The following is a 22792-nucleotide window of genomic DNA, read 5'->3' as shown; positions in this document are numbered from 1 at the left end:
ACCCATGGACATCCGCGCCGCCGAAATCTCGGCCATCCTCAAGTCGCAGATCGCCAATTTCGGCGAAGAGGCGGACGTCTCCGACGTCGGCCAGGTGCTGTCGGTCGGCGACGGCATCGCCCGCATCTTCGGTCTGGACAACGTCCAGGCCGGCGAGATGGTGGAGTTCCCCAAGGCCGGGGTTAAGGGCATGGCCCTGAACCTCGAGCGCGACAACGTCGGCGTCGTGATCTTCGGCGACGACCGCGCCATCGCCGAGGGCGACGAAGCCCGCCGCCTGGGCGAGATCGTGGACGTGCCGGTCGGCAAGGGCCTGCTGGGCCGGGTCGTGAACCCGCTGGGCGAGCCGATCGACGGCAAGGGCCCGATCCAGAACGTCACCGAGCGCCGCCGGGTGGACGTGAAGGCCCCGGGCATCATCCCGCGCAAGTCCGTGCACGAGCCGGTGCAGACCGGCCTGAAGGCCATCGACACCCTGATCCCGATCGGCCGCGGCCAGCGCGAGCTGATCATCGGCGACCGCCAGACCGGCAAGACCGCCGTGGCGATCGACACCATCCTGAACCAGAAGGCGGTGAACGCGGCCGGCGACGAGAGCACCAAGCTCTACTGCATCTACGTCGCCATCGGCCAGAAGCGCTCGACCGTCGCCCAGATCGTCAAGACGCTCGAGGAGCGCGGCGCGCTGGACTACACCATCGTGGTCTCCGCCACGGCCTCCGAGCCGGCCCCGCTGCAGTTCCTGGCGCCCTTCGCCGGCTGCGCCATGGGCGAGTGGTTCCGCGACAACGGCATGCACGCCGTGATCATCTACGACGATCTGTCCAAGCAGGCCGTGGCCTACCGCCAGATGTCGCTGCTGCTGCGCCGCCCGCCGGGTCGCGAAGCCTATCCGGGCGACGTCTTCTACCTGCACTCGCGCCTGCTGGAGCGCGCGGCGAAGCTGAACGAGGCCAACGGCTCGGGCTCGCTGACCGCCCTGCCGCTCATCGAGACCCAGGCCAACGACGTGTCGGCCTACATCCCGACCAACGTGATCTCGATCACCGACGGCCAGATCTTCCTCGAGACGGACCTGTTCTTCCAGGGCATCCGCCCGGCGGTGAACGTCGGCATCTCGGTCTCGCGCGTGGGCTCCTCGGCGCAGATCAAGGCGATGAAGCAGGTGGCCGGCCCCATCAAGGGCGAGCTCGCCCAGTACCGGGAAATGGCCGCCTTCGCGAAGTTCGGCTCCGACCTGGACGCGGCGACCCAGCGGATGCTGGCCCGGGGCGAGCGGCTGACCGAGCTGCTCAAGCAGCCCCAGTACTCGCCGCTGGCGGTCGAGGAGCAGGTGGCGGTGATCTACGCCGGCACCCGCGGCTACCTCGACGGCATCCCGACCGCCCAGGTCGGCCGCTTCGAGCAGGAGCTGCTGTCCTACCTGCGGACCAAGCACCCGAACTGGCTGGAGGCGATCCGCACGAAGAAGGAGCTTTCGTCGGATCTCGAGACCGAACTGAAGGGCGCGCTCGAGTCCTTCTCCAAAACCTTCGCCTAAGGACGAGCTGTTGGCCGCAGAGCCCAAAGCGCTGGACGCCTGGTCGGGCGAGTTCGGCGATCGGTACACGGAGCGCAATGTCGCTTCGGCCGACGCCGTTCGCGGCCGCGCGCGCGTCTGGGGCGGGCTCCTCGGCCGCATGCAGGGCGACATGCCCAGGAGCGCGCTGGAAGTCGGGCCGAACCTCGGCCTGAACCTTCGGGCGCTCGGCCAGCTGGCGGACATCGACCTCTGGGGCATCGAGCCGAATCCGGCCGCGCGCCAGAAGCTGGTGTCCGACGGCGTGCTGCCGGCCGAACGGGTGCTGGAGGGCTTCGGCCACCAGATCCCGCTCGCCGACGGCGCGGTGGACCTGGTGTTCACCGTCGGCGTGCTGATCCACGTGGACCCGAGCCTGCTCGAAAAGACGGTCTCGGAGATCCACCGCGTGTCGGCCAAGTACGTGCTCTGCGCGGAGTATTTTTCGCCCAGGCCCGAGACCATCACCTACCGTGGTGAGGAGGGCCTGCTGTTCAAGAACGATTTCGGCTCGGTGCTGATGGACGCGCACAGCGACCTCACCCTTGTCGATTGTGGGTTCCTCTGGCGCCGGACGACGGTGATGGACGACCTCACTTGGTGGCTCTTTAGGAAAGGCTGAAGCGGGGATGGCCAGCCTCAAGGAAATGCGCAATCGGATCGGAAGCGTGAAAGCCACGCAGAAGATCACGAAGGCGATGCAGATGGTGGCGGCGGCCAAGCTGCGCCGCGCTCAGGACGCGGCCCAGAACGCCCGTCCGTACGCCGAGCGGATGGCGGCGGTGATCGCCAACCTGGCGCGCGGCGTCAGCGGCGATACCGCGCCGCGGCTGCTGGTCGGCACCGGCGGCGACCAGCGGCACCTGGTGGTCGTGGCGACCGCCGACCGCGGCCTGGCCGGCGGCTTCAACTCGGGCATCGTCCGGGCCGCCCGCGAGAAGCTGCGCGAGCTGACCGCCGCCGGCAAGGACGTGCGCGTCCTGGTCGTCGGCAAGAAGGCCCGCGACCAGCTGCGCCGCCAGTACGGCGACCGGTCGGCCGGCTTCTTCGAGGCCGGCGGCTCGCCCTCGCTGGCCACCGCCCAGGCCGTGGCCGACCGCATCACCGAGCTGTTCGACGCCGGGGAAGTGGACGTGGTCCACCTGATCTACAGCCGCTTCAAATCGGTGGTCAGCCAGGTCCCGACCGTGCGCCAGCTGATCCCCGCCGAGGTGGTGGAAGGCGGCCCGACGGTCGACCTGCAGGGCGCGGCCTACGAGTACGAGCCCGGCGAGTCCGAGATCCTCGAGGAGCTGCTGCCGCGCAACCTCACCACCCAGGTCTTCTCGGCCATGCTCGAGAACCAGGCCGGCTTCTTCGCCTCGCAGATGACGGCGATGGACAACGCCACCCGCAACGCCGGCGACATGATCGCCAGCCTCACCCTGCAGTACAACCGCACTCGCCAGGCGCAGATCACCAAGGAGCTGATCGAGATCATCTCCGGCGCCGAAGCGCTCTAGCCCGAAAGAGTTAGGTCACCCAATGTCCGACACTGAAGCCGCCGCCCCCGCCAAGAAGCCCCGCAGCCGCGCGCCGAAGGCCGCCGCGACCACCCCGCAGGCCCCGGTCGCCCAGGGCGTCGCCCGCGGCCGCATCGTCCAGGTCATCGGCGCCGTCGTGGACGTCGAGTTCGACGGCCACCTGCCGGCGATCCTGAACGCGCTGGAGACCACCAACACCGACCAGCGGACCGGCTCCGAGTTCCGCCTGGTGCTCGAGGTCGCCCAGCACCTGGGCGAGAACACCGTCCGCACCATCGCCATGGACACCACCGAGGGCCTGACCCGCGGCCAGTCCGTGGTCGACACCGGCGGCCCGATCACCGTGCCGGTCGGCCCGGCCACCCTCGGCCGGATCATGAACGTCATCGGCGACCCGATCGACGAGGCCGGCCCGATCGCCTCGACCTACCGCTCGGGCATCCACCGCGAGGCGCCCTCGTTCCAGGAGCAGTCCACGACCGCCGAAGTGCTGGTCACCGGGATCAAGGTCATCGACCTGCTCTGCCCCTACACCAAGGGCGGCAAGATCGGCCTGTTCGGCGGCGCCGGCGTCGGCAAGACCGTGACCATGCAGGAGCTGATCAACAACATCGCCAAGGCCTACGGCGGCTACTCCGTGCTGGCGGGCGTGGGCGAGCGGACCCGTGAAGGGAACGACCTCTACCACGAGATGATCGAGTCCGGCGTGAACCAGCCGGGCGGCGGCGGCGAGAGCCGCTGCACCCTGGTCTACGGCCAGATGAACGAGCCCCCGGGCGCCCGCGCCCGCGTGGCCCTGACCGGCCTGGCCCAGGCGGAGTACTTCCGCGACGAAGAGGGCAAGGACGTGCTGCTCTTCATCGACAACATCTTCCGCTTCACCCAGGCGGGTTCGGAAGTGTCGGCGCTGCTGGGCCGCATCCCCTCGGCGGTGGGCTATCAGCCGACGCTGGCGACCGAGATGGGCAACCTGCAGGAGCGGATTACCTCCACCTCCAAGGGCTCGATCACCTCGGTGCAGGCCATCTACGTGCCCGCCGACGACCTGACCGACCCGGCCCCGGCCACCTCCTTCGCCCACCTTGACGCCACGACCGTGCTTTCGCGCGACATCGCCGCCCAGGGCATCTTCCCGGCCGTGGACCCGCTGGACTCCACCAGCCGGATCCTCGACCCGCTGGTGATCGGCGAAGAGCACTACACCGTCGCCCGCCGCACCCAGGAGATCCTGCAGCAGTACAAGGCGCTGAAGGACATCATCGCCATCCTGGGCATGGACGAGCTGTCGGAAGACGACAAGCTGATCGTGGCCCGCGCCCGGAAGATCCAGCGCTTCCTGTCGCAGCCGTTCCACGTGGCCGAGCAGTTCACCAACCTGCCGGGCGTGTTCGTGGCCCTCGAGGACACCATCCGCTCGTTCAAGGCCATCTGCGACGGCGAATACGACCACCTGCCGGAGCCGGCCTTCTACAACGTCGGCACCATCGAGGACGCGGTCCGCAAGGCCGAGCAGCTGGCGGCGGAGGCCTAGGTGGCCGACAAGCTCCACTTCTCGCTGGTCTCTCCCGAGCGCGAGCTGTTCTCGGGCCTGGTCGACCAGGTGGACGCGCCGGGCTCCGAGGGCGACTTCGGGGTCCTGGCCAACCACGCGCCGTTCATGACCACCCTGCGCGAAGGCCGGGTGGTGGTGCACGACGGCGGGTCTCGCCGGGCGTTCGACGTCCGCGGCGGGTTCGCCGACGTCACGCCCCAGGGCCTGACCATCCTGGCCGAGAGCGCGACCGAAGCTGCGGCCTAGGCCCTGCGCCCTCGGGCGCAGCACGAGATGCATGCGGGCTCACCTGCCGGTGGGCCCGTTTTGCTGTGCGGTCCGCGCCGCTGGCGCTCAGCCGCCGTTCATGCGCGATGGGCCATATGTCGGACAACGGGCGGTCACATCCGCCTGAGTTGGGTTGCGCTCTGGAAACAGGGCTGGCACAGGATTTTCGAAGGCGTCCGGCTCAGCTCGCCGATCTGAAAAAGTCAGGGGACCTCATATGCGTACCGCCCTCGTCAGTCTCGTCGCCCTCGCGGGCTTCTCCACCGCCGCCGTGGCGCAGCCTGCCGAGACCCCGCCGGCGCAACCGGCCGCCCCGGCCGCGCCTGCGACCCCCGCGACGCCGCCCGCCGCGGCGCCGGCCGCGCCCGCGGCCCCGGCGACCGAGCCGGCCCCGCAGCGCCCCACCAGCGGCGTCGGCGCCGTGGTTCTCGACGCCATCGAGCGGATCTGCGTGCCGCTGGTCCGCGGCGGGGACGCCGACCAGCTGGCCAAGGCCTACGGCCTGCGCAAGCGGCGCGACGTCTGGGTCGGCACGCTGGAGACCAAGCCCTACACCATCGCCCTGTCGCCGCAGCGCTCCGACAAGAACACCTGCGAGCTGACGGTGGAGTTCGCCATCGGTCAGGACGAGACCATCGCCAAGGCGCTGCACACCTGGTCGTTCCTGCACCAGCCGGAGCTGAAGCCCTACCGCAGCGACATCCGGCCCGACCCGGTGAACGGCAACCAGCTGACCACCCGCTCGTGGGAGCACTTCACCAACACCGACTCGATCGGCCTGGTGTTCGTCCTGCACCGCAAGGCGGACGGCTCGCCCGTGGAACGCAACCGCGAGCGCGCCAAGATCCTCTACCAGGAGCGCAAGCTCACCGAGGGCTGATCTCGGCGATGACGGCGGGCGGTCAGGGCCTCAGGCCGCGGCCCTGACCTCGCGCTTCAGCCAGTCCAGGATGCGCCCGGCGACATCGCGCCAGCCGGGCTCGCCCACCAGCCAGTGGCTCATGCCGGGCAGGACCTCGCAGCCTGCGCCGAGGCGGGCCGCCGTCTGACGCACCGTGGCCGGCGGATGGACCACGTCCTTCTCGCCGACCAGCGCCAGCGCCGGGCAGCCGCGGCCGGCCAGCGACACGCTGGTCGTCATGAACGGATCCAGCCACCAGTTCAGCGTCTCCCACAGGGCCCGGCCGCTCTCCGGCCGCAGGCGGGCGATCGCCGCCTCGCGCGCAACGCGGGGCAGGCGGCTGAGGCTGTACTGGCGCATCAGGTTCGCGTCCGGCTCGACGGCCTGGGTCCAGAACGGGCCCATCATGTGCAGCCCGAAGGCGGTGATCGCCTCCTCGACGGTGTTTCCCGGCACGCCCCAAGGCGCCGAGGGGGCGAGCAGGGCCAGCCCCCGGACCTGGGTGCGGCTCGCCGCCATCTGGCAGACGAGGCCGCCCATCGAGTGGCCGACCAGGATGGGCGGCTCGGCCTGGGCCGCGGCCAGGCGGGCGATGTCGGCGGCGTAGTCGCCCATCGAGAGGCCGGTCGCAGCGTCCCGCCGCTCGCCCTCGGCGTGGCCGCGCAGGTCCGGCGTCAGCACCTGGTGGCCCGCCGCCGCGAAGGGCTCGGCGAAGGCCTCGAACACCCAGCCGCCGCAAAAGGCGCCGTGCACCATGATGATCGGCGCGGCCATCAACAGCTCCTCAGGCGCGGCCTGCGCCGACGCGTTCCTCGCCTGTCCTTAACCCAATTCGGCCGGCGGCGTTCAAGCCAAGCCGTCGCGGGCGGGCCGGCGGGCGGCGAAGTCGCGGAAGGCCTGCGCGACCTGCTCGTAGGTTGGCCGTTTGAACGGCACCACCAGTTCGACCGCCTCGTCCAGCAGCGCCCAGCGCCAGTCGTCGAACTCCACGTGCGGGGTGGCGGCGAGGTCGATCTCGCTGTCCTGCCCGTCGAAGCGAAGCGCGAACCACACCTGGCGCTGACCCTTCCAGCCGCGCGCGGCCTTGCCGCCCTGGTGGTCGGCCGGGAAGTCGTAGGCCAGCCAGCCGTCGGTGCGGCCGAGCAGGCTTGTCGAGGTGACGCCGGTCTCCTCGGCCAGCTCGCGCCGGGCGGCGTCCAGCAGGTCCTCGCCGGGGTCGACGCCGCCCTGCGGGAACTGCCAGTTGTGCGGGCCGGGCGTGTTGGCCCGCCGGCCCAGCCACACGCGGCCGTCGGGGTGGAACAGCACCACCCCCACGTTGGGGCGGTAGAGGGACAGGTCGGTCATGGCGCCTAGGGGCTGGTGAGAGCCGAGGCCGGAGCGAGCTGATAGCCTCTCTGCTCCAGCCCCTGCGCCCAACGCGCCACCTGGCTGAGAGTTACCGGATAGGCGAAGCCGGCGCCGAGCGCCTGGCCGCTCTGGATGGCCCCGGCCTCCAGGGCCAGCAGCTGCTGGTCGATGGCCTCGGCGGAAAGCTGGTCGTCGATGATCTTGTCGGCCGAGGCGCGAGGCACCCCACCCGCCCGGCGTGTGGCCGAGCCGTCGTCGACGAAGGCCAGCCCGCGGGCCCGGAGGGCGCCGGAAAAGGCGGCCATTGCTCGATCGGAGCTGACGAACTTCGAGCCCAGGTAGTTGGTCACGCCGTAGTAGCCGGAGGCCCGCGACAGCAGCCACTCCAGCTTGCGGACGTTGTCGGCGGGCTGCGCGTCCGCCAGCAGGGTGTAGGGGCCGGGATCGTTCTCCGGATAGTCCATCGGCTCCATGGGCGCTTCCAGCAGCACCTCGTGGCCATGGGCGCGGGCCAGGTCGATCCAGCCCTGCAGCCCCTCGGCATAGGGGACGAAGGACAGGGTGACCTGCGGCGGCAGGGTCTCGATCGCCTGCCGCGTGGCCTTGGCGTTCAGCCCCAGGCCGCCGATCATCACCGCGATCTTCGGCTTGCCGTTGGGGGTGAACGGACGGGCGTAGGCCTCGGCCGGGGTGCGCCCGTCCTGGGCGATGATCGGCAACAGGCCGCCGGGCCCTTGCGTATGGAAGCCGGCCAGCGGCGCCTGCGGCAGCGGACCGCCCGCCTGGAACATCTGGCCGCCGGGCATGGTGATGACCGCCTGGCCGCCGATCAGGCTCTCGGCCTCCACCGGCGTCTCGGAGAGGGTGAAGAGATCCTCGGTGACCAGCGGATCGCCCGGCCGTTCGGGCGCGAGGGCGTTGCGCCAGCCGGGCTCGGCGCGGCCGGCGATCTTGGCCAGGGAGACGCGCACGACCGGCTCGCCGGCCTTGGGATCGCCGGTCACCGCGATCAGCACGCCCAGCATGGTGACGAACATGGACCCGGCGGCGAGCGCGCCGAAATAGGGATTGCCCAATAGCGCACGCACGCTCTGGCCGGGCGTGCGCCGCGGCTCCGGCGGCGGCGCTGCGATATAGGCAGGCTTCTTCGAGAACGTCGGCAAGGTCGATCCCCCGCCGTGGACCCTGCCGCGATATGGTTAATGAAGGGCTAGTGTCCTTCCCTCCCTTTCAGGGGAGGCAAGAAAGACGAAGGCGGCGCCTCCCCGTTCTCGAAGAGGCGCCGCCCGGGCGTCCGCCGGCCTTCCCGGCGCGAAAAAGCGTTACGAACGCTACTTCTGGGCCGGCTTGGGCGCGACCGCGACGTTGGCCTTGGGGGCGATGACGCCGGCCAGCTTGGCGGCGGGCTTCGGCAGCTTGGGGGTCGCGGCGACCGAACCGTACTTGAGGACGTCCTTGGCGCGGGCGAGCTGGAAGTCGCCCTTCTCCGCGTCGAAGTCCTCCGGCGGGGCTTCCGCCGGCTCGTGCGGGCCGACCCGCGCCTTGCCCTCGTCCGCGTTCAGCGCGTTGCGGAACGAGGCCTCGGAGAACTGGAAGGCGCGGTTGGCGATGTGCTGGGCCTCTTCCTGGCTCTGAGCCACCTCGAGGTCCGGGTCGATGCCGGTGCGCTGGATCGAGCGGCCGGACGGGGTGTAGTAGCGGGCCGTGGTCAGCTTCAGCGCGCCGTCCATGCCGCCGCGCAGCGGGATCACGGTCTGCACCGAGCCCTTGCCGAAGCTGGTCAGGCCGACGATCTCGGCCCGCTTGCGGTCCTGCAGGGCGCCGGCGACGATCTCGGCCGCCGAGGCCGAGCCGTTGTTGATGATCACCACCATCGGCAGGCCGGCGGCGATGTCGCCCGGGCGGGCGTTGTAGCGCTCCACGTCGCGCGGATCGCGGCCGCGCTGCGAGACGATCTCGCCGCCGTCAAGGAACAGGTCCGAGACGCCCACGGCCTGGTCGAGCAGGCCGCCGGGGTTGTTGCGCAGGTCGAGCACCAGGCCCTTCATGTTCGGGTTCTTGGCGCGCAGATCGGAGAGGGCCGCCTCGGCCTCGTCGGTGGTCTTCTCGTTGAACGAGGAGATCCGCAGGTAGCCGTACTCGCCTTCCATCTTGGTGGTGACGATCTTCGGCTTGATCACCTCGCGGACGATCTTCACGTCGAAGGGATCCGACTTCTCGCGGGCGATGGTCAGCGTCACCGCCTCGCCCGGCTTGCCGCGCATCTGCTTGACGGCCTCGTTGACGGAGAGGCCCAGCACGCTCTCGCCGTTGACGGCGGTGATGTAGTCGCCGGCCTTGATGCCCGCTTCGAAGGCCGGGGTGCCGTCCATCGGCGAGATCACCTTGACCACGCCGTCCTCGCTGGTGACCTCGATGCCCAGGCCGCCGTACTCGCCGCGCGTCTGGTCGCGCATGTCGTCGAAGCTTTCCGGGTTCAGGTAGCCGGAGTGCGGATCGAGCGAATTCAGCATGCCGTCGATGGCCGCCTCGATCAGCTTGGTGTCGTCCACCTCGGTCACGTACTGCCGCTCGACGGTGTTCAGCACGTCGCCGAACAGCTCGAGCATGCGGTAGGTCTTGACCCGCTCAGGAGAGGCCGCGGTGGCGGTCTGGCCCACGTAGGCCATGGTGCCTGCGCCGAGTACGAACGCCGAGGCGCCGATCAGGAGATACTTCTTCATTCGCCGGCCTACAGGCTCCCTTGCGGCGTAGCCGCACTTACGTTTCAAAGCGCCCCCCGGACCCCACCGACTTGCGCCTCAGCCCGACTGCGGCTCCTTGAGCCAGCGACCGGGATCTACAGGCACGCCCCGCTCACGGACTTCCAGATAGAGCTCAGACCGCGATTGTCGACTATCGGGCATCGCACCGACAGGCGAACCTGCCGCGACGGATTGTCCGACACCGACGTTCGCCCGATCCAGGCCCGCCAGGACGAGATGGTATCCACCGGTCAAGCGCAATATCAAGATGACGCCCCAACCTTTGACCGGCCCCACGTACTCGACCGTGCCGTCGCCGGGCGCGCGGACGGCGGCGCCGGCCCCGGTGGCGATGGCGATCCCGTTCGACTTGCCGCCGCCGGTGAGGGTGTCGCCGTAGGTGTAGGCGAAGTCGCCCTCGGCCGGCGCGACGAGCCGCGCCGGCGGCACGCCCGCGGGGATCTCGCGCGGCTCGGCCAGGCCCCGAAGACCCAGGCCTTGCGGGTCCAGCAGCCCGTCGTCCAGCGGCCGGTCGTCGGCCCGCTCGCTCTCGGCGGTGAACAGCGCCTCGCTGGCCACGGCGGCCAGGCGCCGCTGGCGGGCGATCTCGCGCCCCTGGGCGGCGTAGGCCGCGGCCCGGTCCTGCAGCACGGGGGTCATCGCCTTGACCAGGATGGCGCCGCGGACGGCGGCCTTGGCGTCGGTGGGGCTGACCAGCAGCGCCGGCGGCGGATCGCGGCGGAACTGCAGCAGCAGGGTGAGCAGGCGGGCCAGCTGGTTGAGATTGCGGCCCTGTTCGGCGGTCAGCACCGTCTCGGCCATGTACAGCCGCTGCAGCCGCGCGCGGGTCGCCGCGCTGTCGGCCTGCGCGACCGCCAGGCCCGCGGCCCCGAGGGCCAGGGCCAGCCCGATCGGGGCGGCGGCGCGGACGGCGAGAGCTGCGGTCATGGCTCCATCAGTCGCGGTGGTAGGGGCCGCCGGCCAGGATGGTGACGGCCCGGTAGATCTGTTCGGCCAGCATCACCCGCGCCAGCGCGTGGGGCCAGGTCTGCGGACCGAACGCCAGCTTACGCGCCGATGTGTTGAGAATGTGCGCGTCCAGGCCGTCCGCGCCGCCGATCACGAAGGCGATCCGTCGCACGCCGTCGTCGCGCAGCCTGGCCAGCTCGGCGGCGAAGGCCCGCGAGGCCAGCGCCGTCCCGTGCTCGTCGCAGGCGACCAGGTAGGCGTCCTTCAGGTGCGGGGCCAGGGCCTCGGCCTCGGCGGCCTTGCCGGGTTTGCGGGACTCCACCTCGATCGTCTCGACCGGTCCGAGGCCGAGGGCGCGCCCCGCCGCCGTGGCGCGATCCACATAGGTCGCGACCAACTCGGCCTCCGGTCCGCGGCCGAGGCGGGAGATGGCGACGATCGAGATCTTCATTCTTGTTCTCCTCCCCCCTTGGGGGAGGGGGACCACGAAGTGGTGGAGGGGGCTCGCCCCGTCGGGGCGCCCCTTGGCTCTCGAAGATCCATATCGGCTCAGGTGCGGGCTCGGGGGGGGGGGNCCACCGCCTTCGGCGGTCCCCCTCCCCCAGAGGGGGAGGAGAGGGGGCTCAGCTCAGGGCGGCGCGGCCGGCCGGCGGCTCGACGGACCAGATCTTCTCGATGTTGTAGAAGGCCCGCACCTCGGGACGGAACAGGTGCACGATGACGTCGCCGGTGTCGATCAGCACCCAGTCGCAGTGCGGCAGGCCCTCGATCCGGGCCTTGCCGTAGCCCTGTTCCTTCAGGGCCCGCAGCAGGTGGTCGGCCATCGCCCCGACATGGCGGTGCGAACGGCCCGAGGCGACGATCAGGCCGTCGGCCACGGCGCTCTTGCCTTTCAGATCGATGAAAACGACGTCCTGCGCCTTGTCGTCGTCGAGACGGGCCAGGATCAGGTTCTCCAGGGCGGTGATGCGACCCTGGTCGTCCAGGGAGGGCTCGGCGGCGCCGAAGTCCTCCTGCGCACGCGGCGCGGCTTCGTTGTGCAGCGGGATTGCTCCTTTTGGTTTCCTCGCTGAGGCGACCCTAACACGATGGCGGGTTCGGGTCAGCCGCTCTCACAATTTCGTCAAGCGTCCGTGCGCCGCATGCGTTCCCGCAGCGCCGTCGAAGACTGGAAGTTGAGCGGGGCGGTGAGGAAGGCCCAGGCGGGCGGATCCGAGCCGGCGATGCGGCGGGCGTCCGAGGCCGGGATCCGGAAGCGGGAAAAGCGCCGGGCCGCCGGCGAGAAGCGGCTCTTCAGGGCGATCCACGGGCGCGAGACCACGGCCACCGGCACCTCCCGCATGATCTGGGTCCAGCCGCGCCAGCGGTGGAAGCTCGCCAGGCTGTCGGCGCCCATGATCCAGACGAACTTCACGCCCGGGAACCGGGCCTTGAGCGTGCGGACGGTGTCGATCGTGTACTGCGAGCCGAGCTGGGTCTCGACGTCGGTGACGATCATCCCGGGCCCGCGCGCCCTGGCCGTCGCGCCGGCCATGCGCTCGGCCAGCGGGGCGGTCTCACGGGAGGACTTCAGCGGGTTCTGCGGCGAGACCAGCCAGATGACCTTGTCCAGGCCCAGCCGCTCGCGCGCCGTCTCGGCGACGTGCGAATGGCCCTCGTGCGCCGGATTGAACGAGCCGCCGAACAGGCCCACGCGCATCCCCGGCCGCAGTGAGAAGCCGGGGCGGAAGACGTGGGGAGCGGGCCGCTTCGGCGCCGGACCAGCCGACCACATCGATCAGGGCCGGCCCGAGGTCGAGGGATTGCGGTCGAGGTGCAGGTCGGCCTGGCGCACGCGGGTGCGGACGGTGAAGACCCCGTCGCCCGAGAGCACCGCCCCGCGGGCGAACAGCCGCCCGTGCTCCCAGTTGGAGAGGCCGAGCTCGGGCTTGTTCAGGGCGTACTGGCCGTCGACCCAGCGGGTGAAGCCATCGCCGACGAAGGGCGCGTTGACGCCGGCGTAGAACCGCTCGTGCTCGTCCGGCGCGGCGGCGATCAGGCTGGCGGTGAACTGCGGGCTGTAGCGGTTGAAGAGGGCGATGGCCTCGTCCACGTCGGCGACGATCTTCAGCGTGACCTCGGGGCTCTCCTCCCACTCCCACTCCCGGCCGAGCTCGGCCAGGGGCAGGGTCTCGGTCAGGGGCTCCTCGCGGGGGCCCTCGGCGCGGATGACGGTGGCGCGGCGCTCGAGCCAGTCCTTGGGGAGGAAGGCCTCGTCGCCTTCGACCACGTGCAGCTTGCAGCCCTTGCGCCGGGCGCCGGCGTCGGCCAGCGCCTCGAGGAAGGCGGGGACCAGTTCGGCCGCCCGTTCGCGGACGATGCAGCAGACGTTGAGGGTGTTGCAGACCTTGCGGTCCAGCGAGTGGTAGACGGCGGCGGCGAACCGCTCGGCCTGCGCCGTCGCGCTGGCCACCAGCCAGGCGCCGCCGGTGCCGTGCAGGCTGACGGGCGTGCCGGCCTGGCGGGCGATGGCGCCCAGCTGGGCGACCGCGGCGCCCGAGCCCCGGGCCACCGCCAGCGACAGGCGGGGGTCCGAGAACATCGCCCAGCCGGCGGCGTGCTCGGCCGAGTCCACCAGCGCGGCGGCGCCCTGCGGCAGGCCGGAGGCGGCCAGGGCCGGATCGAGCGCGTGCTCGACGATGGCCCGGGCGGTGCCCAGCGCATCCGAGCCGATGCGGAAGACGACGGTGTTGCCGGTGCGGATCACGCCCGCCGCGTCGGCGAACACGTTGGGCCGGCCCTCGAAGACGAAGCCCACCACGCCCAGCGGGGCGGTGACCTGGGCGACCGTCCAGCCCTCGTGCCGCACCTCGTCGAGGGTGCGGCTCCGGCCGGCCTCGGCGTCGCGCCAGGCCCTGAGGCCCGCCACCATGTCGGCGCGCATGGCTTCGCTCACCGCCAGGCGGGTGGTCGAGCGGCCGCGGGCGCGGGCGCTCTCGACGTCCGTCTCGTTGGCGGCGCGGATGGCGGCCCAGGGCTCGTCCGCCTCGAGCCGCGCCGCGAAGGCCTCGAAGAAGGCGGTGATCTGCTCGTCGCTCACCTGGCCCAGCGCCTCGAAGGCGGCGGCGGCGCGCCCCACCGCACGGGCGGCGATGGCCTGGACGGCCTGCGGGATCAGCAGCAGGTCGCCCGTCTCCTGCACGACCAGCAGGCGGTCGCCGTCGCGGAACCTGGCCGCAAGCTCAGGGGACACCCGCGCGACCTTGTCGCCGCCGTAGACGATCGGCATGCCGGCGGCGAGCGCGCTCAGGCGCTCCACACCGCGGCTCTCTCGGGCGCTGGCGTCGTCCATGGCTGAAGCTGATAGCACCTTCCCTCCCCTCTTGGGGAGGGTGGCCCGGAGCGAAGCGACGGGACGGGTGGGGGAGTCTTGGCCCTGCAGGGCGCTGGACGTTTAGCGTCTCGCAGGCGCGACACTCCTCCACCCCCGGTCGGCTGCGCCGACTCGGCCCTCCCCTGAAGGGGAGGGAAAGTCAGTCCACCGCTTCGCGGGCCGCCGCCAGCGCTAGGTCGTCGGCGTGGATGAGCGGGCCGGAGGTGTAGCCGAGCTCGGCTTCGATGGCGTCGGACTTCAGGCCGCAGATGCGCGATGCGTCCTCGGAGTCGTAGCGGACCAGGCCCCGGCCGATCTCGGCGCCGGCCTCGTCCACCACCACCACGGCGTCGCCCTTGTCGAAGCGGCCCTCGGCCCGGCGCACGCCGGCGGCCAGCAGGCTCTTGCCGGTGCGCAGCGCCCGGGCCGCGCCGGCGTCCACCCACAGCGTGCCCGCAGGGGCCAGGGAGCCGGCGATCCAGGCCTTGTAGGCCGCGCCTGCGCTGGTGGCGGGCTCGATCACCGTGGCCCGCTCGCCAGCCTCGACGGCGGCCAGCGGTGCGGGCCGGTCGCCCAGGGTGATCACGGTGGCGCAGCCGGCCGACTGGGCGATGCGGGCGGCGGCGAGCTTGGTGGCCATGCCGCCGGTGCCGACGCCGGCCGCGGCGTTCGCCCCGCCGGCCATGGCCTCGATCTCGGCCGTCAGGGCGGCGATGCGCGGCAGGTGGCGGGCGGCCGGATCGCGCCGCGGGTCGGCGGTGTAGAGGCCGTCCACGTCGGAGAGCAGCACCAGGACGTCGGCGCCGATCATCTGGGCGACGCGCGCGGCCAGCCGGTCGTTGTCGCCGTAGCGGATCTCCTCGGTGACGACGGTGTCGTTCTCGTTGACCACCGGCACGACGCCCAGCGCCAGCAGGGTCTCGACCGTGGCCCGGGCGTTCAGCCAGCGACGGCGAACCTCGGTGTCGTCCCGGGTGAGCAGCACCTGGGCCGCGCCGACGCCGTGCGGCTCCAGCGCCTCCTCCCAGGCCCGCATCAGCGCCGACTGGCCGGCGGCGGCGGCGGCCTGCTTCTCCGGCAGGGTGAGGGCCTTGCGCTTCAGGCCCAGGCGCCGGCGCCCCAGCGCCACCGCCCCGGAGGAGACCACCAGCACCTGCTGGCCCCGGCCGCGCAGCCGGGCGAGGTCCGCGGCGAAAGCCTGCAGCCAGCCGCGGTGGGCCGCGCCGTCCTCGCCGACCAGCAGCGAGGAGCCGACCTTGATCACCAGCCGGCGGGCCGAGGAAAGGTCGCTCAAGGCCGCCACTCCTGGGCGGGCGGGGCGGCGTCTGTCTCGTCCTCGTCGTCGACGATCTCGCCGCGGCGGCGGCGGACCAGGGCGTAGGCCTCCCGCAGCAGCTCGCGCACGCCCTCGCCGGAGACGCCGGACACCAGCCGGGGCTCGCTTCCCGACACCTCGGCCAGCTCGGCGGCCCGGGCGGCGCGGGTCTCCTCGTCCAGGGCGTCGATCTTGTTGAGCGCCAGGATCTCGGGCTTGTCCTCCAGCCCCTCGCCGTAGGCGGCCAGCTCGGTGCGGATGATCCGCCAGGCCTCGCCGATGTTCTCCTGCGTGCCGTCCACCAGGTGGATCAGCACGGCGGTGCGCTCCACGTGGCCGAGGAAGCGGGTGCCGATGCCGGCGCCCTCGGAGGCGCCCTCGATCAGGCCCGGGATGTCGGCCAGCACGAACCGCTCGCCTTCCGAGAGGTCGACCACGCCGAGGTTGGGCGAAAGGGTGGTGAAGGGATAGTCGGCGATCTTCGGCTTGGCGGCCGAGGCGGCCGCCAGGAAGGTCGACTTGCCGGCGTTCGGCAGGCCGACCAGGCCGACATCGGCGATCAGCTTCAGCCGAAGCCAGATGGCCTTCTCCTCGCCCTCCTGGCCGGGATTGGCGTGGCGGGGGGCCTGGTTGACCGGCCCCTTGAAGTGGGTGTTGCCGAAGCCGCCGTTGCCGCCTCTGGCCAGCAGGATGCGCTTGCCGGCCACGTCCAGGTCGGCGATCAGGTTCTTGTCCTCGTCCAGCACCTCGGTGCCGACGGGCACCTTCAGCACCACGTCCTCGCCGTTGGCGCCGTGGCGGTTGCGGCCCATGCCGTGGACGCCGGTGCCGGCCTTGAAGTGCTGCTGATAGCGGTAGTCGATGAGGGTGTTCAGGCCTTCGACGGCCTCGACCCAGACGTCGCCGCCCTTGCCGCCGTCGCCGCCGTCCGGGCCGCCGTACTCGATATACTTCTCGCGCCGGAACGAGACCGCCCCGCCGCCGCCGTTGCCGGAGCGGACGTAGACCTTGACCTGGTCGAGGAATTTCATCGGACTTCAGCGTCTCTGCGGCGCAGGCGGGGTTCGGCCAGTTTGACGCTCGCCGCCGCCAGGATGGTCTTCAGAACGCTTCCGATCAGGAAGGGCGCCACGCCGCCGGCCCAGGCGGCCTGCGGACCCACGAGGGTGGAGAGCCAGGCGAAGCCCGCCGCGAGGATCAGCGCGTGGCCGAGCAGGAAGGCGGCGCCGAGCCTCAGCCAGGACCGGCCGCGGCGGCGCTCGCAAAGCCAGCCGACGAGCACCGCCGCGACCAGGAACCCTGCCAGGTAGCCGCCGGTCGGCCCGGCGAAGCGGGCCAGGCCGGCATCGCCGCCGGCGAGGAAGGGCAGGCCCACCGCCGCCTGCGCCAGCCAGGCGAAGGTGATCTCGCCGGCCAGCCGCGCGCCGGCGAGCCCGGCGATCAGCAGCACCGCATAGGTCTGCATCGTCATCGGCACCGGATACATCGGCGCCTCGATCCACGACGAGGCGGCCAGCAGCCAGCTGCCGACCAGCACCACGCCGACCCGCCAGGCGATCGGCCGGCCGTCGAGCAGGGTGGCGATGGGGGCGGCGGTGGTCATGGATCAGTTTCTCCAGGTCGGCCCGACTTAACAGCCTCGTATTGCCCCGTCATCCCGGACGGCCGAACGGCCGAACGGCCGATCCGGGACCCAGTGGGCGCTCGCGCGCAGCCGCTGGGTCCCGGCTCTCGCTGCGCTCGGCCGGGATGACGGGGAGGTTAGGCCAGCCACACCATCCAGCGGACGGGCGCCGCCTCGCCGCGGGCCTTGGAGACCTTCGGCTCCACGTCGCCGGTGTAGAGGAAGCCGGACTTGATGAGCACCTGCCCCGAAGCCGGGTTGTCGGCGTAGTGGCAGGCCAGGACCAGCTTCTTGCGCCAGTCGCCCCTCGCCCAGCCCAGCGCCGCCCGCACCGCCTCGGTGGCCAGGCCCCGGCCCCAGAATGGCCGGCCGAGCCAGTAGCCGATCTCGGTGCGCGCGAACGGGCCCGGCGTGAAGCTCAGGACGCCGATCGGCGCATCCTCGTGCTCCAGGACGAAGGTGGCGTGGTCGGCCGGATCGCCCGCGCAGGCCTTCTCGTAGAAGGCTTCGGCGTCGGCCGCGGTGTAGGGGTAGGGCATCGAGCCCGTCATCTTCACCACGTCGTAGTCGTTGGCCAGTTCCGCCAGGCGCGGCAGGTCGCCGGGGCGCACGCCCCGCAGCCGCAGTCTGGGACTTTCGACGTGTGGCGATAGGGCCAGGCACGACATGGTCTTCCTCCTGGGGCGGCCTCGTTGCGGGCCGCCAAAAGCAAAGCGGGGAGCCCGGCGACCCGGACTCCCCGCTTGAAGCCTGTCCGGTCCGCCTGATCCTGAAGTCGGGCGGAACCGGTATGGAGGGTTCCGCCTAGCTGGCCTCTTCCACGGCCGGCGCCACCATCACGTAGGTGCGGTCGTCGCGCTTGGTGACGAACTTCACCGACCCGTTGGCGGTCGCGAAAAGGGTGTGGTCGCGGCCGATGCCGACGTTCTCGCCCGGCCAGAACTTGGTGCCGCGCTGACGCACGATGATGTTGCCGGCGAGCACAGCTTCGCCGCCGAACTTCTTCACGCCGAGACGGCGGCCCGCGGAGTCGCGCCCGTTGCGCGAGGAGCCGCCAGATTTCTTGTGAGCCATTGCGCTCTCCTAAACTCTGATCGGACGCCTTACTCGGCGTCCTTGTCCTTCTTGGCCGCGGCCTTCTTCGGCGCAGCCTTCTTGGTCTCTTCGCCTTCGGCCTTCGCCGCCTTCGGCGCGGCGGCCTTCTTCGGCGCGGCCTTCTTGGCTTCGGTCTCGACCGGGGCGTTCACCTCGGCGGAGGCCATCGCTTCCTGGACCTCGGCGGACGCGGCGACGGTTTCGGCGTCGGCGGCGGCCGGAGCGGCCTTGGCGCGGGTCTTCTTCGGCGCAGCTTCCGCGGCGGCCGGGGCCGGAGCGGCGGCGGCTTCGGCGGTCAGGCCGGGGATCTTCAGGTTCCGGGCGCGGGCGTCGAGCACGGCCTTCGGCGTCAGGTCGACCTTGCCGTCCCACTTGGCGGACTTGCCGTCGCCTTCGATGGCGGTGACGCGCAGAACGCTTTCCAGCTGGCGGTGGCCGCGGGTGCGGCGGTAGCCCTGGCGGCGGATCTTCTTGAAGATCTTCACCTTCTCGCCCTTGCGGGTCTCGATCAGGGTCGCCGACACGGTGGCGCCGGACACCACCGGCGCACCGACGGTGATCGCATCGCCCTCGCCGAGCATGAGGACTTCGCCGAAGGCGACGTTCGCACCGGGTTCACCGTCGAGCTTCTCGACCACGAGAAGGTCGCCGGGCTGGACCCGATACTGTTTGCCGCCGGTCTTGATCACCGCGTACATTGGAAAAGCCTGCTGTCGCAAAAAGGATTGCGCCCGCGAGAGGCCCGCGGGCGAGAGCGGCGGACTTATACTGAGGACGGGTCCCGAGTCAACGCGAACGCCCCCGAATCCTACCTCCCGCCGCTTCGCGGGGGAGGTAGGAGCGTGGGTCAGGCCCCCCGCACCTCGATCGTCAGGTGCGTGAGCCCCGGCAGGCCGGCGAGCCGGGCGCGGTAGGCCTCGGCGGGGCGGGGATCGTCGGCGGCGATGACCACGATCGCGGCGTGGTGGTCGGGGCCGAGCTGCCACAGGTGCAGGTCGAGGATGCGCTCGCCCTCGGCGGCTAGGCGGCTGCGGATCTCGGCGGCGAGCGTGGGGCTCGGGTTGACGTCCAGCAGTACGCCGCTGGCCTGGCGGACCAGCGAGAGGGCGAAGTGGGCGACGAGGGCCGCGCCGGCCAGGCCCGCCAGCGGGTCGGCCCAGCTCCAGCCCAGCGCCCGGCCCGCCAGCAGGCCGGCGATCGCCAGGCCCGAGACGATGGCGTCGGCCGACAGGTGCAGGTGCACGGCCGAGAGGTTGAGGTCCCGGTCGCGCGGGTGCGCATGACCGGCGGGCTTGAGGATCAGCATGCAGACGATGCTGAGCACCAGGCCGGCCGCGGCCAGCCACAGCGCCTCGGTGTAGGCGACCTCCTCGGGGACGATTAGCCGCTCGACGCTCTCGGCGGCGATCAGCAGGGCGGTGAAGGCCAGCACCACCGCGTTGGCGAAGCCGGCCAGGTAGCCCAGCTTGCCGGTGCCGAAGCTGAAGCGCGGGTCGGACGCGTAGCGCCGCGCGAGGCGGTAGGCGAGAGCGGCGACCAGCAGGGCCGCCACGTGGGCCGCGTTGTGCAGGCCCCCGGCGATCAGCGCCATGGAGTTGAACATCAGCCCGCCGACGATCTGGGCGGCCAGGGCGACCACGGTGATGCCGGCGACGATCCACGTCCGCCGCTCGTTCCGGCGGTGGTCGGCGCCCAGATAGACGCGGTCCTCGCGGAAGGCGTCGAGGCTCTCTTCGGGCGCAATACGAGCCGGGGCGGGGGAGGTGGCTGTCAAAGGGGGCTCGTCGGCTGGCCGGAGGGCGCGGGTGTTATTGTATAACACTTGTGGCGGGTCAAGGCGCGGTTGTCAGCTTCGCCGACCGGTGATTTCGTGCCGCCCCCAACGGGAGGCGCGCGTGAAGCGTAAGATCGAGCTCATCCTCAACGGCGAAACACGATCGGTGGAGGCGGAGGAGACCGCCTCGCTGCTGGACGTCCTGCGCAGCGACCTGGGCGTCAGCGGGGCCCGCTACGGCTGCGGCCTGGGCCAATGCGGCGCCTGCGCCGTGCTGGTCGACGGCAAGGAGGAGGCCGCCTGTCTGCTGGCCGTCGAGGCCGCGGAGGGGAAGGCGGTGACGACCTCCGAGGGGCTGGGCTCGCCGGAGCGGCCGCACCCGCTGCAGGCCGCCTTCCTGGAGCTGCAGGCGGGCCAGTGCGGCTACTGCCTCTCGGGCATCCTGGTCGGCGCCAAGGCGCTGCTGGATCGCAACCCGGACCCGAGCCGGGCGGAGATCGCCCAGGCGCTGGACTGGCACCTGTGCCGCTGCGGCGTCCACAACCGGGTGATGGACGCGGTCGCCCTGGCGGCCCGGCGCATGCGCGAAGGAGCGGCGGCATGATCCCGGCCACCCTGCAGGCCAACCCAGAGCTGGACCGCTGGGTCCGTTTCGAGCCGCACGGCTTCGCCCGCATCGCCTTCGGCAAGGTGGAGTACGGCCAGGGCACGGTGACTGCGCTGGCCCAGATCGCCGCCGAGGAGCTGGATCTGCCGCTCTCCATGGTGCGGGTGGTCAACGCCGCCACCGGGGCGGTGCCGGACGAGGGCATGACCGTCGGCTCGATGTCGGTGGAGAGCTCGGGCGCCTCGGTCCGCGCCGCCTGCGCCGAGGTGCGGGCCCTGTTCGTCGCCAAGGCCGCCGAGCGGCTGGGCTGCCTGCCCGGAGAGATCGACATCCGCGACGGCATCTTCCTGGTGAACGACCTGCCCACCGGCGAGGATTACTGGACGCTCGCCCCGCACGTGGACCTGGCCCGACCGGCCACCGGCGAGGCGCGCTGGAAGAGCCCCGACCGGCACCGGCTGGTGGGCCAAAGCCAGCCCCGCCTCGACCTGCCCGCCAAGCTCTACGGCGAGGCCTTCCTGCACGACATCCGCCTGCCGGGCATGGTCCACGCCCGGGTGCTGCGCCAGCCGGGGCCGAAGGCCAGGCTCGCCCACCTGGACGAGGCCGCAATCCGCCAGGCGGCGGGCGGCGAGGTGGAGATCCTGCGCGACGCCTCGTTCGTGGCCTTCATCTCCGCGCGCGAGTCCGTCGCAGCCAAGGCGCTCGTCGCGGCGGAGGCGAACGTGGCCTGGGAGGACGCGCGGGCCCTGTCGCCGGCGCTGACCGAGCCCGCCTCGCTGAAGACCCTGCCGCACACCGACCATCCGGCCGGCGCCGAGCCGCCGGAGGGCTCGAACCGGCGCCGCCACACGGCGACCTACGGCAAGCCCTACATCGCCCACGGCTCCATGGGCCCGTCCTGCGGCCTGGCGCGGTTCGAGGACGGCAAGCTGACCGTCTGGACGCACGGCCAGGGCGTCTACCCCCTGCGCCAGATGCTGGCGCGGATCAGCGGGCTGGAGCCCGAGAAGATCGAGGTGATCCACGCCCAGGGCGCCGGCTGCTACGGCCACAACGGCTCGGACGATGCGGCGGTGGACGCGGCGGTCATCGCCCTGCGCCGGCCGGGCGCGCCGGTGCGGGTGCAGTGGCGGCGCGAGGACGAGTTCGGCTGGTCGCCGGTGGGCACGGCCATGCACATCGAGCTCGCCGCCGAGCTCGACCCCTCCGGGCGGCTGGTGGACTACACCGCCGAGATCTGGAGCGGACCGCACGTGGGCCGCGGCCGAAGCCTGGCCGAGGCGGCCCTGCCGGAGAACCCGAACGCCGCCCCGCCGCCGGCCCCGCCCGCGCCGCCGCCGGGCGCGCCCAGGTTCTCCGGCGGCCTGCTGAACGCCATCCCGTCCTACGATATCCCGACGACCCGCACGCTCGAGCACCTGGTGGTCCCGACGCCGGTGCGCACCTCGTCGCTCCGCGGGCTGGGCGGGCCGATCAACACCTTCGCCGGCGAGAGCTTCGTCGACGAGCTGGCCGAGATCGCCGGCCAGGACCCGCTGGCCTATCGCCTCTCCATGCTGGTCGACCCGCGGGGGCGGGCGGTGGTGGAGAAGGTCGCCGACATGGCAGACTGGGGCCGGCGCTGGGCCGCGGGGACCGGCCGCGGGCTGGGCCTGGCCTACGACCGCCACCGCGACCGGGCCGGCTACGTCGCCGCGGTGGTCGAGGTGGAAGTCGAGGCCGAGGTGCGGCTGGTGAAGATGTGGTGCGCCGCCGACGCCGGCCTGATCATCAACCCCGACGGCGCCCGCAACCAGATCGAGGGCGGCATGATCATGGCCGCCAGCTGGGTGCTGAAGGAACAGGTGCGCCTGGGCGGGACGGGGATCGCCACCACCACCTGGGACGACTACCCGATCCTGCGCTTCTCCGAGGTCCCGCCGGTGGAGATCGCGCTGATCAATACCAAGGACCCCCGCCCCTTCGGCATCGGCGAGCTCAGCCAGGGCCCGACCATGGGCGCCCTCTCCAACGCCGTCGCCCACGCGCTCGGGACCCGCATCCGCGAGCTGCCGTTCACGCGGGAGAAGGTGGCGGCGGCGTTGCTCTCCTGACCTCTCCCTCCGCCCGGCGGGGGGAGAGGGTTGGGTGAGGGGGGACTCTCCGCAGCGCAGATGTC

General features: G+C 71.8%; 23 protein-coding genes and 1 pseudogene. 8 read left to right on the top strand and 16 right to left on the bottom strand.

Features of this window, described 5'->3' with window-relative positions; all coding sequences use genetic code 11:
* The first annotated feature begins 4 nt into the window (after positions 1–4).
* The 6 genes from atpA to ACFSC0_RS06565 all read left to right on the top strand — a co-directional run bounded on the left by atpA (position 5) and on the right by ACFSC0_RS06565 (position 5780).
* Positions 5–1540 (top strand): F0F1 ATP synthase subunit alpha, encoded by a 1536-nt coding sequence (gene atpA, locus ACFSC0_RS06590; protein ID WP_377284202.1) that lies wholly within the window; start codon positions 5–7, stop codon positions 1538–1540.
* Between the two features lie 10 nt (positions 1541–1550).
* A complete protein-coding gene (locus tag ACFSC0_RS06585; protein WP_377284201.1) occupies positions 1551–2180 on the top strand; it encodes a pseudaminic acid biosynthesis-associated methylase in 630 nt (209 codons plus the stop codon).
* Between the two features lie 7 nt (positions 2181–2187).
* Positions 2188–3060 (top strand): F0F1 ATP synthase subunit gamma, encoded by an 873-nt coding sequence (locus ACFSC0_RS06580; protein ID WP_377284200.1) that lies wholly within the window; start codon positions 2188–2190, stop codon positions 3058–3060.
* A gap of 22 nt (positions 3061–3082) precedes the next feature.
* Positions 3083–4612, top strand: coding sequence for a F0F1 ATP synthase subunit beta (atpD, locus tag ACFSC0_RS06575; RefSeq protein WP_377284199.1), 1530 nt, complete (start codon positions 3083–3085; stop codon positions 4610–4612).
* A complete protein-coding gene (locus tag ACFSC0_RS06570; protein ID WP_377284198.1) occupies positions 4613–4879 on the top strand; it encodes an ATP synthase F1 subunit epsilon in 267 nt (88 codons plus the stop codon).
* A gap of 238 nt (positions 4880–5117) precedes the next feature.
* Positions 5118–5780, top strand: a complete 663-nt coding sequence (locus ACFSC0_RS06565; RefSeq protein ID WP_377355112.1) for a hypothetical protein — start codon at positions 5118–5120, stop codon at positions 5778–5780.
* 30 nt (positions 5781–5810) lie between these two features.
* Here ACFSC0_RS06565 and ACFSC0_RS06560 read toward each other — a convergent pair whose 3' ends face one another.
* The 16 genes and pseudogenes from ACFSC0_RS06560 to ACFSC0_RS06485 form a co-directional block, all read right to left on the bottom strand.
* The gene (locus ACFSC0_RS06560) at positions 5811–6575 is read right to left on the bottom strand and encodes an alpha/beta fold hydrolase (protein WP_377282428.1); all 765 of its coding nucleotides are present in this window, start codon (positions 6573–6575) and stop codon (positions 5811–5813) included.
* A gap of 72 nt (positions 6576–6647) precedes the next feature.
* Positions 6648–7148 (bottom strand): RNA pyrophosphohydrolase, encoded by a 501-nt coding sequence (locus ACFSC0_RS06555; RefSeq protein ID WP_377282429.1) that lies wholly within the window; start codon positions 7146–7148, stop codon positions 6648–6650.
* A gap of 5 nt (positions 7149–7153) precedes the next feature.
* A complete protein-coding gene (locus tag ACFSC0_RS06550; RefSeq protein ID WP_377282430.1) occupies positions 7154–8314 on the bottom strand; it encodes a divergent polysaccharide deacetylase family protein in 1161 nt (386 codons plus the stop codon).
* Positions 8315–8482: 168 nt separating this feature from the next.
* On the bottom strand, positions 8483–9874 hold the full coding sequence (locus ACFSC0_RS06545; protein WP_377282431.1) for a S41 family peptidase: 1392 nt from the start codon (positions 9872–9874) through the stop codon (positions 8483–8485).
* A gap of 78 nt (positions 9875–9952) precedes the next feature.
* A complete protein-coding gene (locus ACFSC0_RS06540; RefSeq protein WP_377282432.1) occupies positions 9953–10843 on the bottom strand; it encodes a murein hydrolase activator EnvC family protein in 891 nt (296 codons plus the stop codon).
* 7 nt (positions 10844–10850) lie between these two features.
* Positions 10851–11315, bottom strand: coding sequence for a 23S rRNA (pseudouridine(1915)-N(3))-methyltransferase RlmH (rlmH, locus tag ACFSC0_RS06535; protein ID WP_377282433.1), 465 nt, complete (start codon positions 11313–11315; stop codon positions 10851–10853).
* A gap of 172 nt (positions 11316–11487) precedes the next feature.
* Entirely contained in the window at positions 11488–11970 is a 483-nt protein-coding gene (gene rsfS / locus ACFSC0_RS06530) for a ribosome silencing factor (protein ID WP_377282714.1), read from the bottom strand.
* A 17-nt stretch (positions 11971–11987) separates the two neighbouring features.
* The gene (locus ACFSC0_RS06525) at positions 11988–12638 is read right to left on the bottom strand and encodes a nicotinate-nucleotide adenylyltransferase (RefSeq protein ID WP_377282434.1); all 651 of its coding nucleotides are present in this window, start codon (positions 12636–12638) and stop codon (positions 11988–11990) included.
* A gap of 3 nt (positions 12639–12641) precedes the next feature.
* Positions 12642–14195, bottom strand: coding sequence for an aldehyde dehydrogenase family protein (locus ACFSC0_RS06520; protein ID WP_377282435.1), 1554 nt, complete (start codon positions 14193–14195; stop codon positions 12642–12644).
* Between the two features lie 181 nt (positions 14196–14376).
* The gene (proB, locus tag ACFSC0_RS06515) at positions 14377–15519 is read right to left on the bottom strand and encodes a glutamate 5-kinase (protein WP_377282436.1); all 1143 of its coding nucleotides are present in this window, start codon (positions 15517–15519) and stop codon (positions 14377–14379) included.
* Positions 15507–16562, bottom strand: a complete 1056-nt coding sequence (obgE, locus tag ACFSC0_RS06510; RefSeq protein ID WP_377282437.1) for a GTPase ObgE — start codon at positions 16560–16562, stop codon at positions 15507–15509. Before obgE ends, proB begins: the two co-directional genes overlap by 13 nt.
* A complete protein-coding gene (locus ACFSC0_RS06505; RefSeq protein WP_377282438.1) occupies positions 16559–17134 on the bottom strand; it encodes a biotin transporter BioY in 576 nt (191 codons plus the stop codon). The genes obgE and ACFSC0_RS06505 overlap by 4 nt, the downstream gene beginning before the upstream one ends.
* A 158-nt stretch (positions 17135–17292) precedes the next feature.
* Positions 17293–17823, bottom strand: coding sequence for a GNAT family N-acetyltransferase (locus ACFSC0_RS06500; RefSeq protein ID WP_377282439.1), 531 nt, complete (start codon positions 17821–17823; stop codon positions 17293–17295).
* A gap of 136 nt (positions 17824–17959) precedes the next feature.
* The gene (gene rpmA / locus ACFSC0_RS06495; protein ID WP_377282440.1) at positions 17960–18229 is read right to left on the bottom strand and encodes a 50S ribosomal protein L27; all 270 of its coding nucleotides are present in this window, start codon (positions 18227–18229) and stop codon (positions 17960–17962) included.
* 203 nt (positions 18230–18432) lie between these two features.
* A pseudogene (rplU, locus tag ACFSC0_RS06490) lies at positions 18433–18948 on the bottom strand (50S ribosomal protein L21); the annotation flags it as partial.
* 149 nt (positions 18949–19097) lie between these two features.
* The gene (locus ACFSC0_RS06485; protein WP_377282441.1) at positions 19098–20024 is read right to left on the bottom strand and encodes a cation diffusion facilitator family transporter; all 927 of its coding nucleotides are present in this window, start codon (positions 20022–20024) and stop codon (positions 19098–19100) included.
* A 121-nt stretch (positions 20025–20145) separates the two neighbouring features.
* Between ACFSC0_RS06485 and ACFSC0_RS06480 the strand changes: the two genes are divergently transcribed.
* The gene (locus tag ACFSC0_RS06480) at positions 20146–20628 is read left to right on the top strand and encodes a (2Fe-2S)-binding protein (protein ID WP_377282442.1); all 483 of its coding nucleotides are present in this window, start codon (positions 20146–20148) and stop codon (positions 20626–20628) included.
* Positions 20625–22727 (top strand): xanthine dehydrogenase family protein molybdopterin-binding subunit, encoded by a 2103-nt coding sequence (locus tag ACFSC0_RS06475; protein WP_377282443.1) that lies wholly within the window; start codon positions 20625–20627, stop codon positions 22725–22727. The genes ACFSC0_RS06480 and ACFSC0_RS06475 overlap by 4 nt, the downstream gene beginning before the upstream one ends.
* The last annotated feature ends 65 nt before the right edge of the window (positions 22728–22792 follow it).

The organism is Phenylobacterium terrae, assembly GCF_042681205.1.
Taxonomy (GTDB): domain Bacteria; phylum Pseudomonadota; class Alphaproteobacteria; order Caulobacterales; family Caulobacteraceae; genus Phenylobacterium; species Phenylobacterium terrae.
The sequence above is the reverse complement of the archived record's forward strand: the minus strand, read 5'-3'. Positions and strand labels throughout refer to the sequence as shown.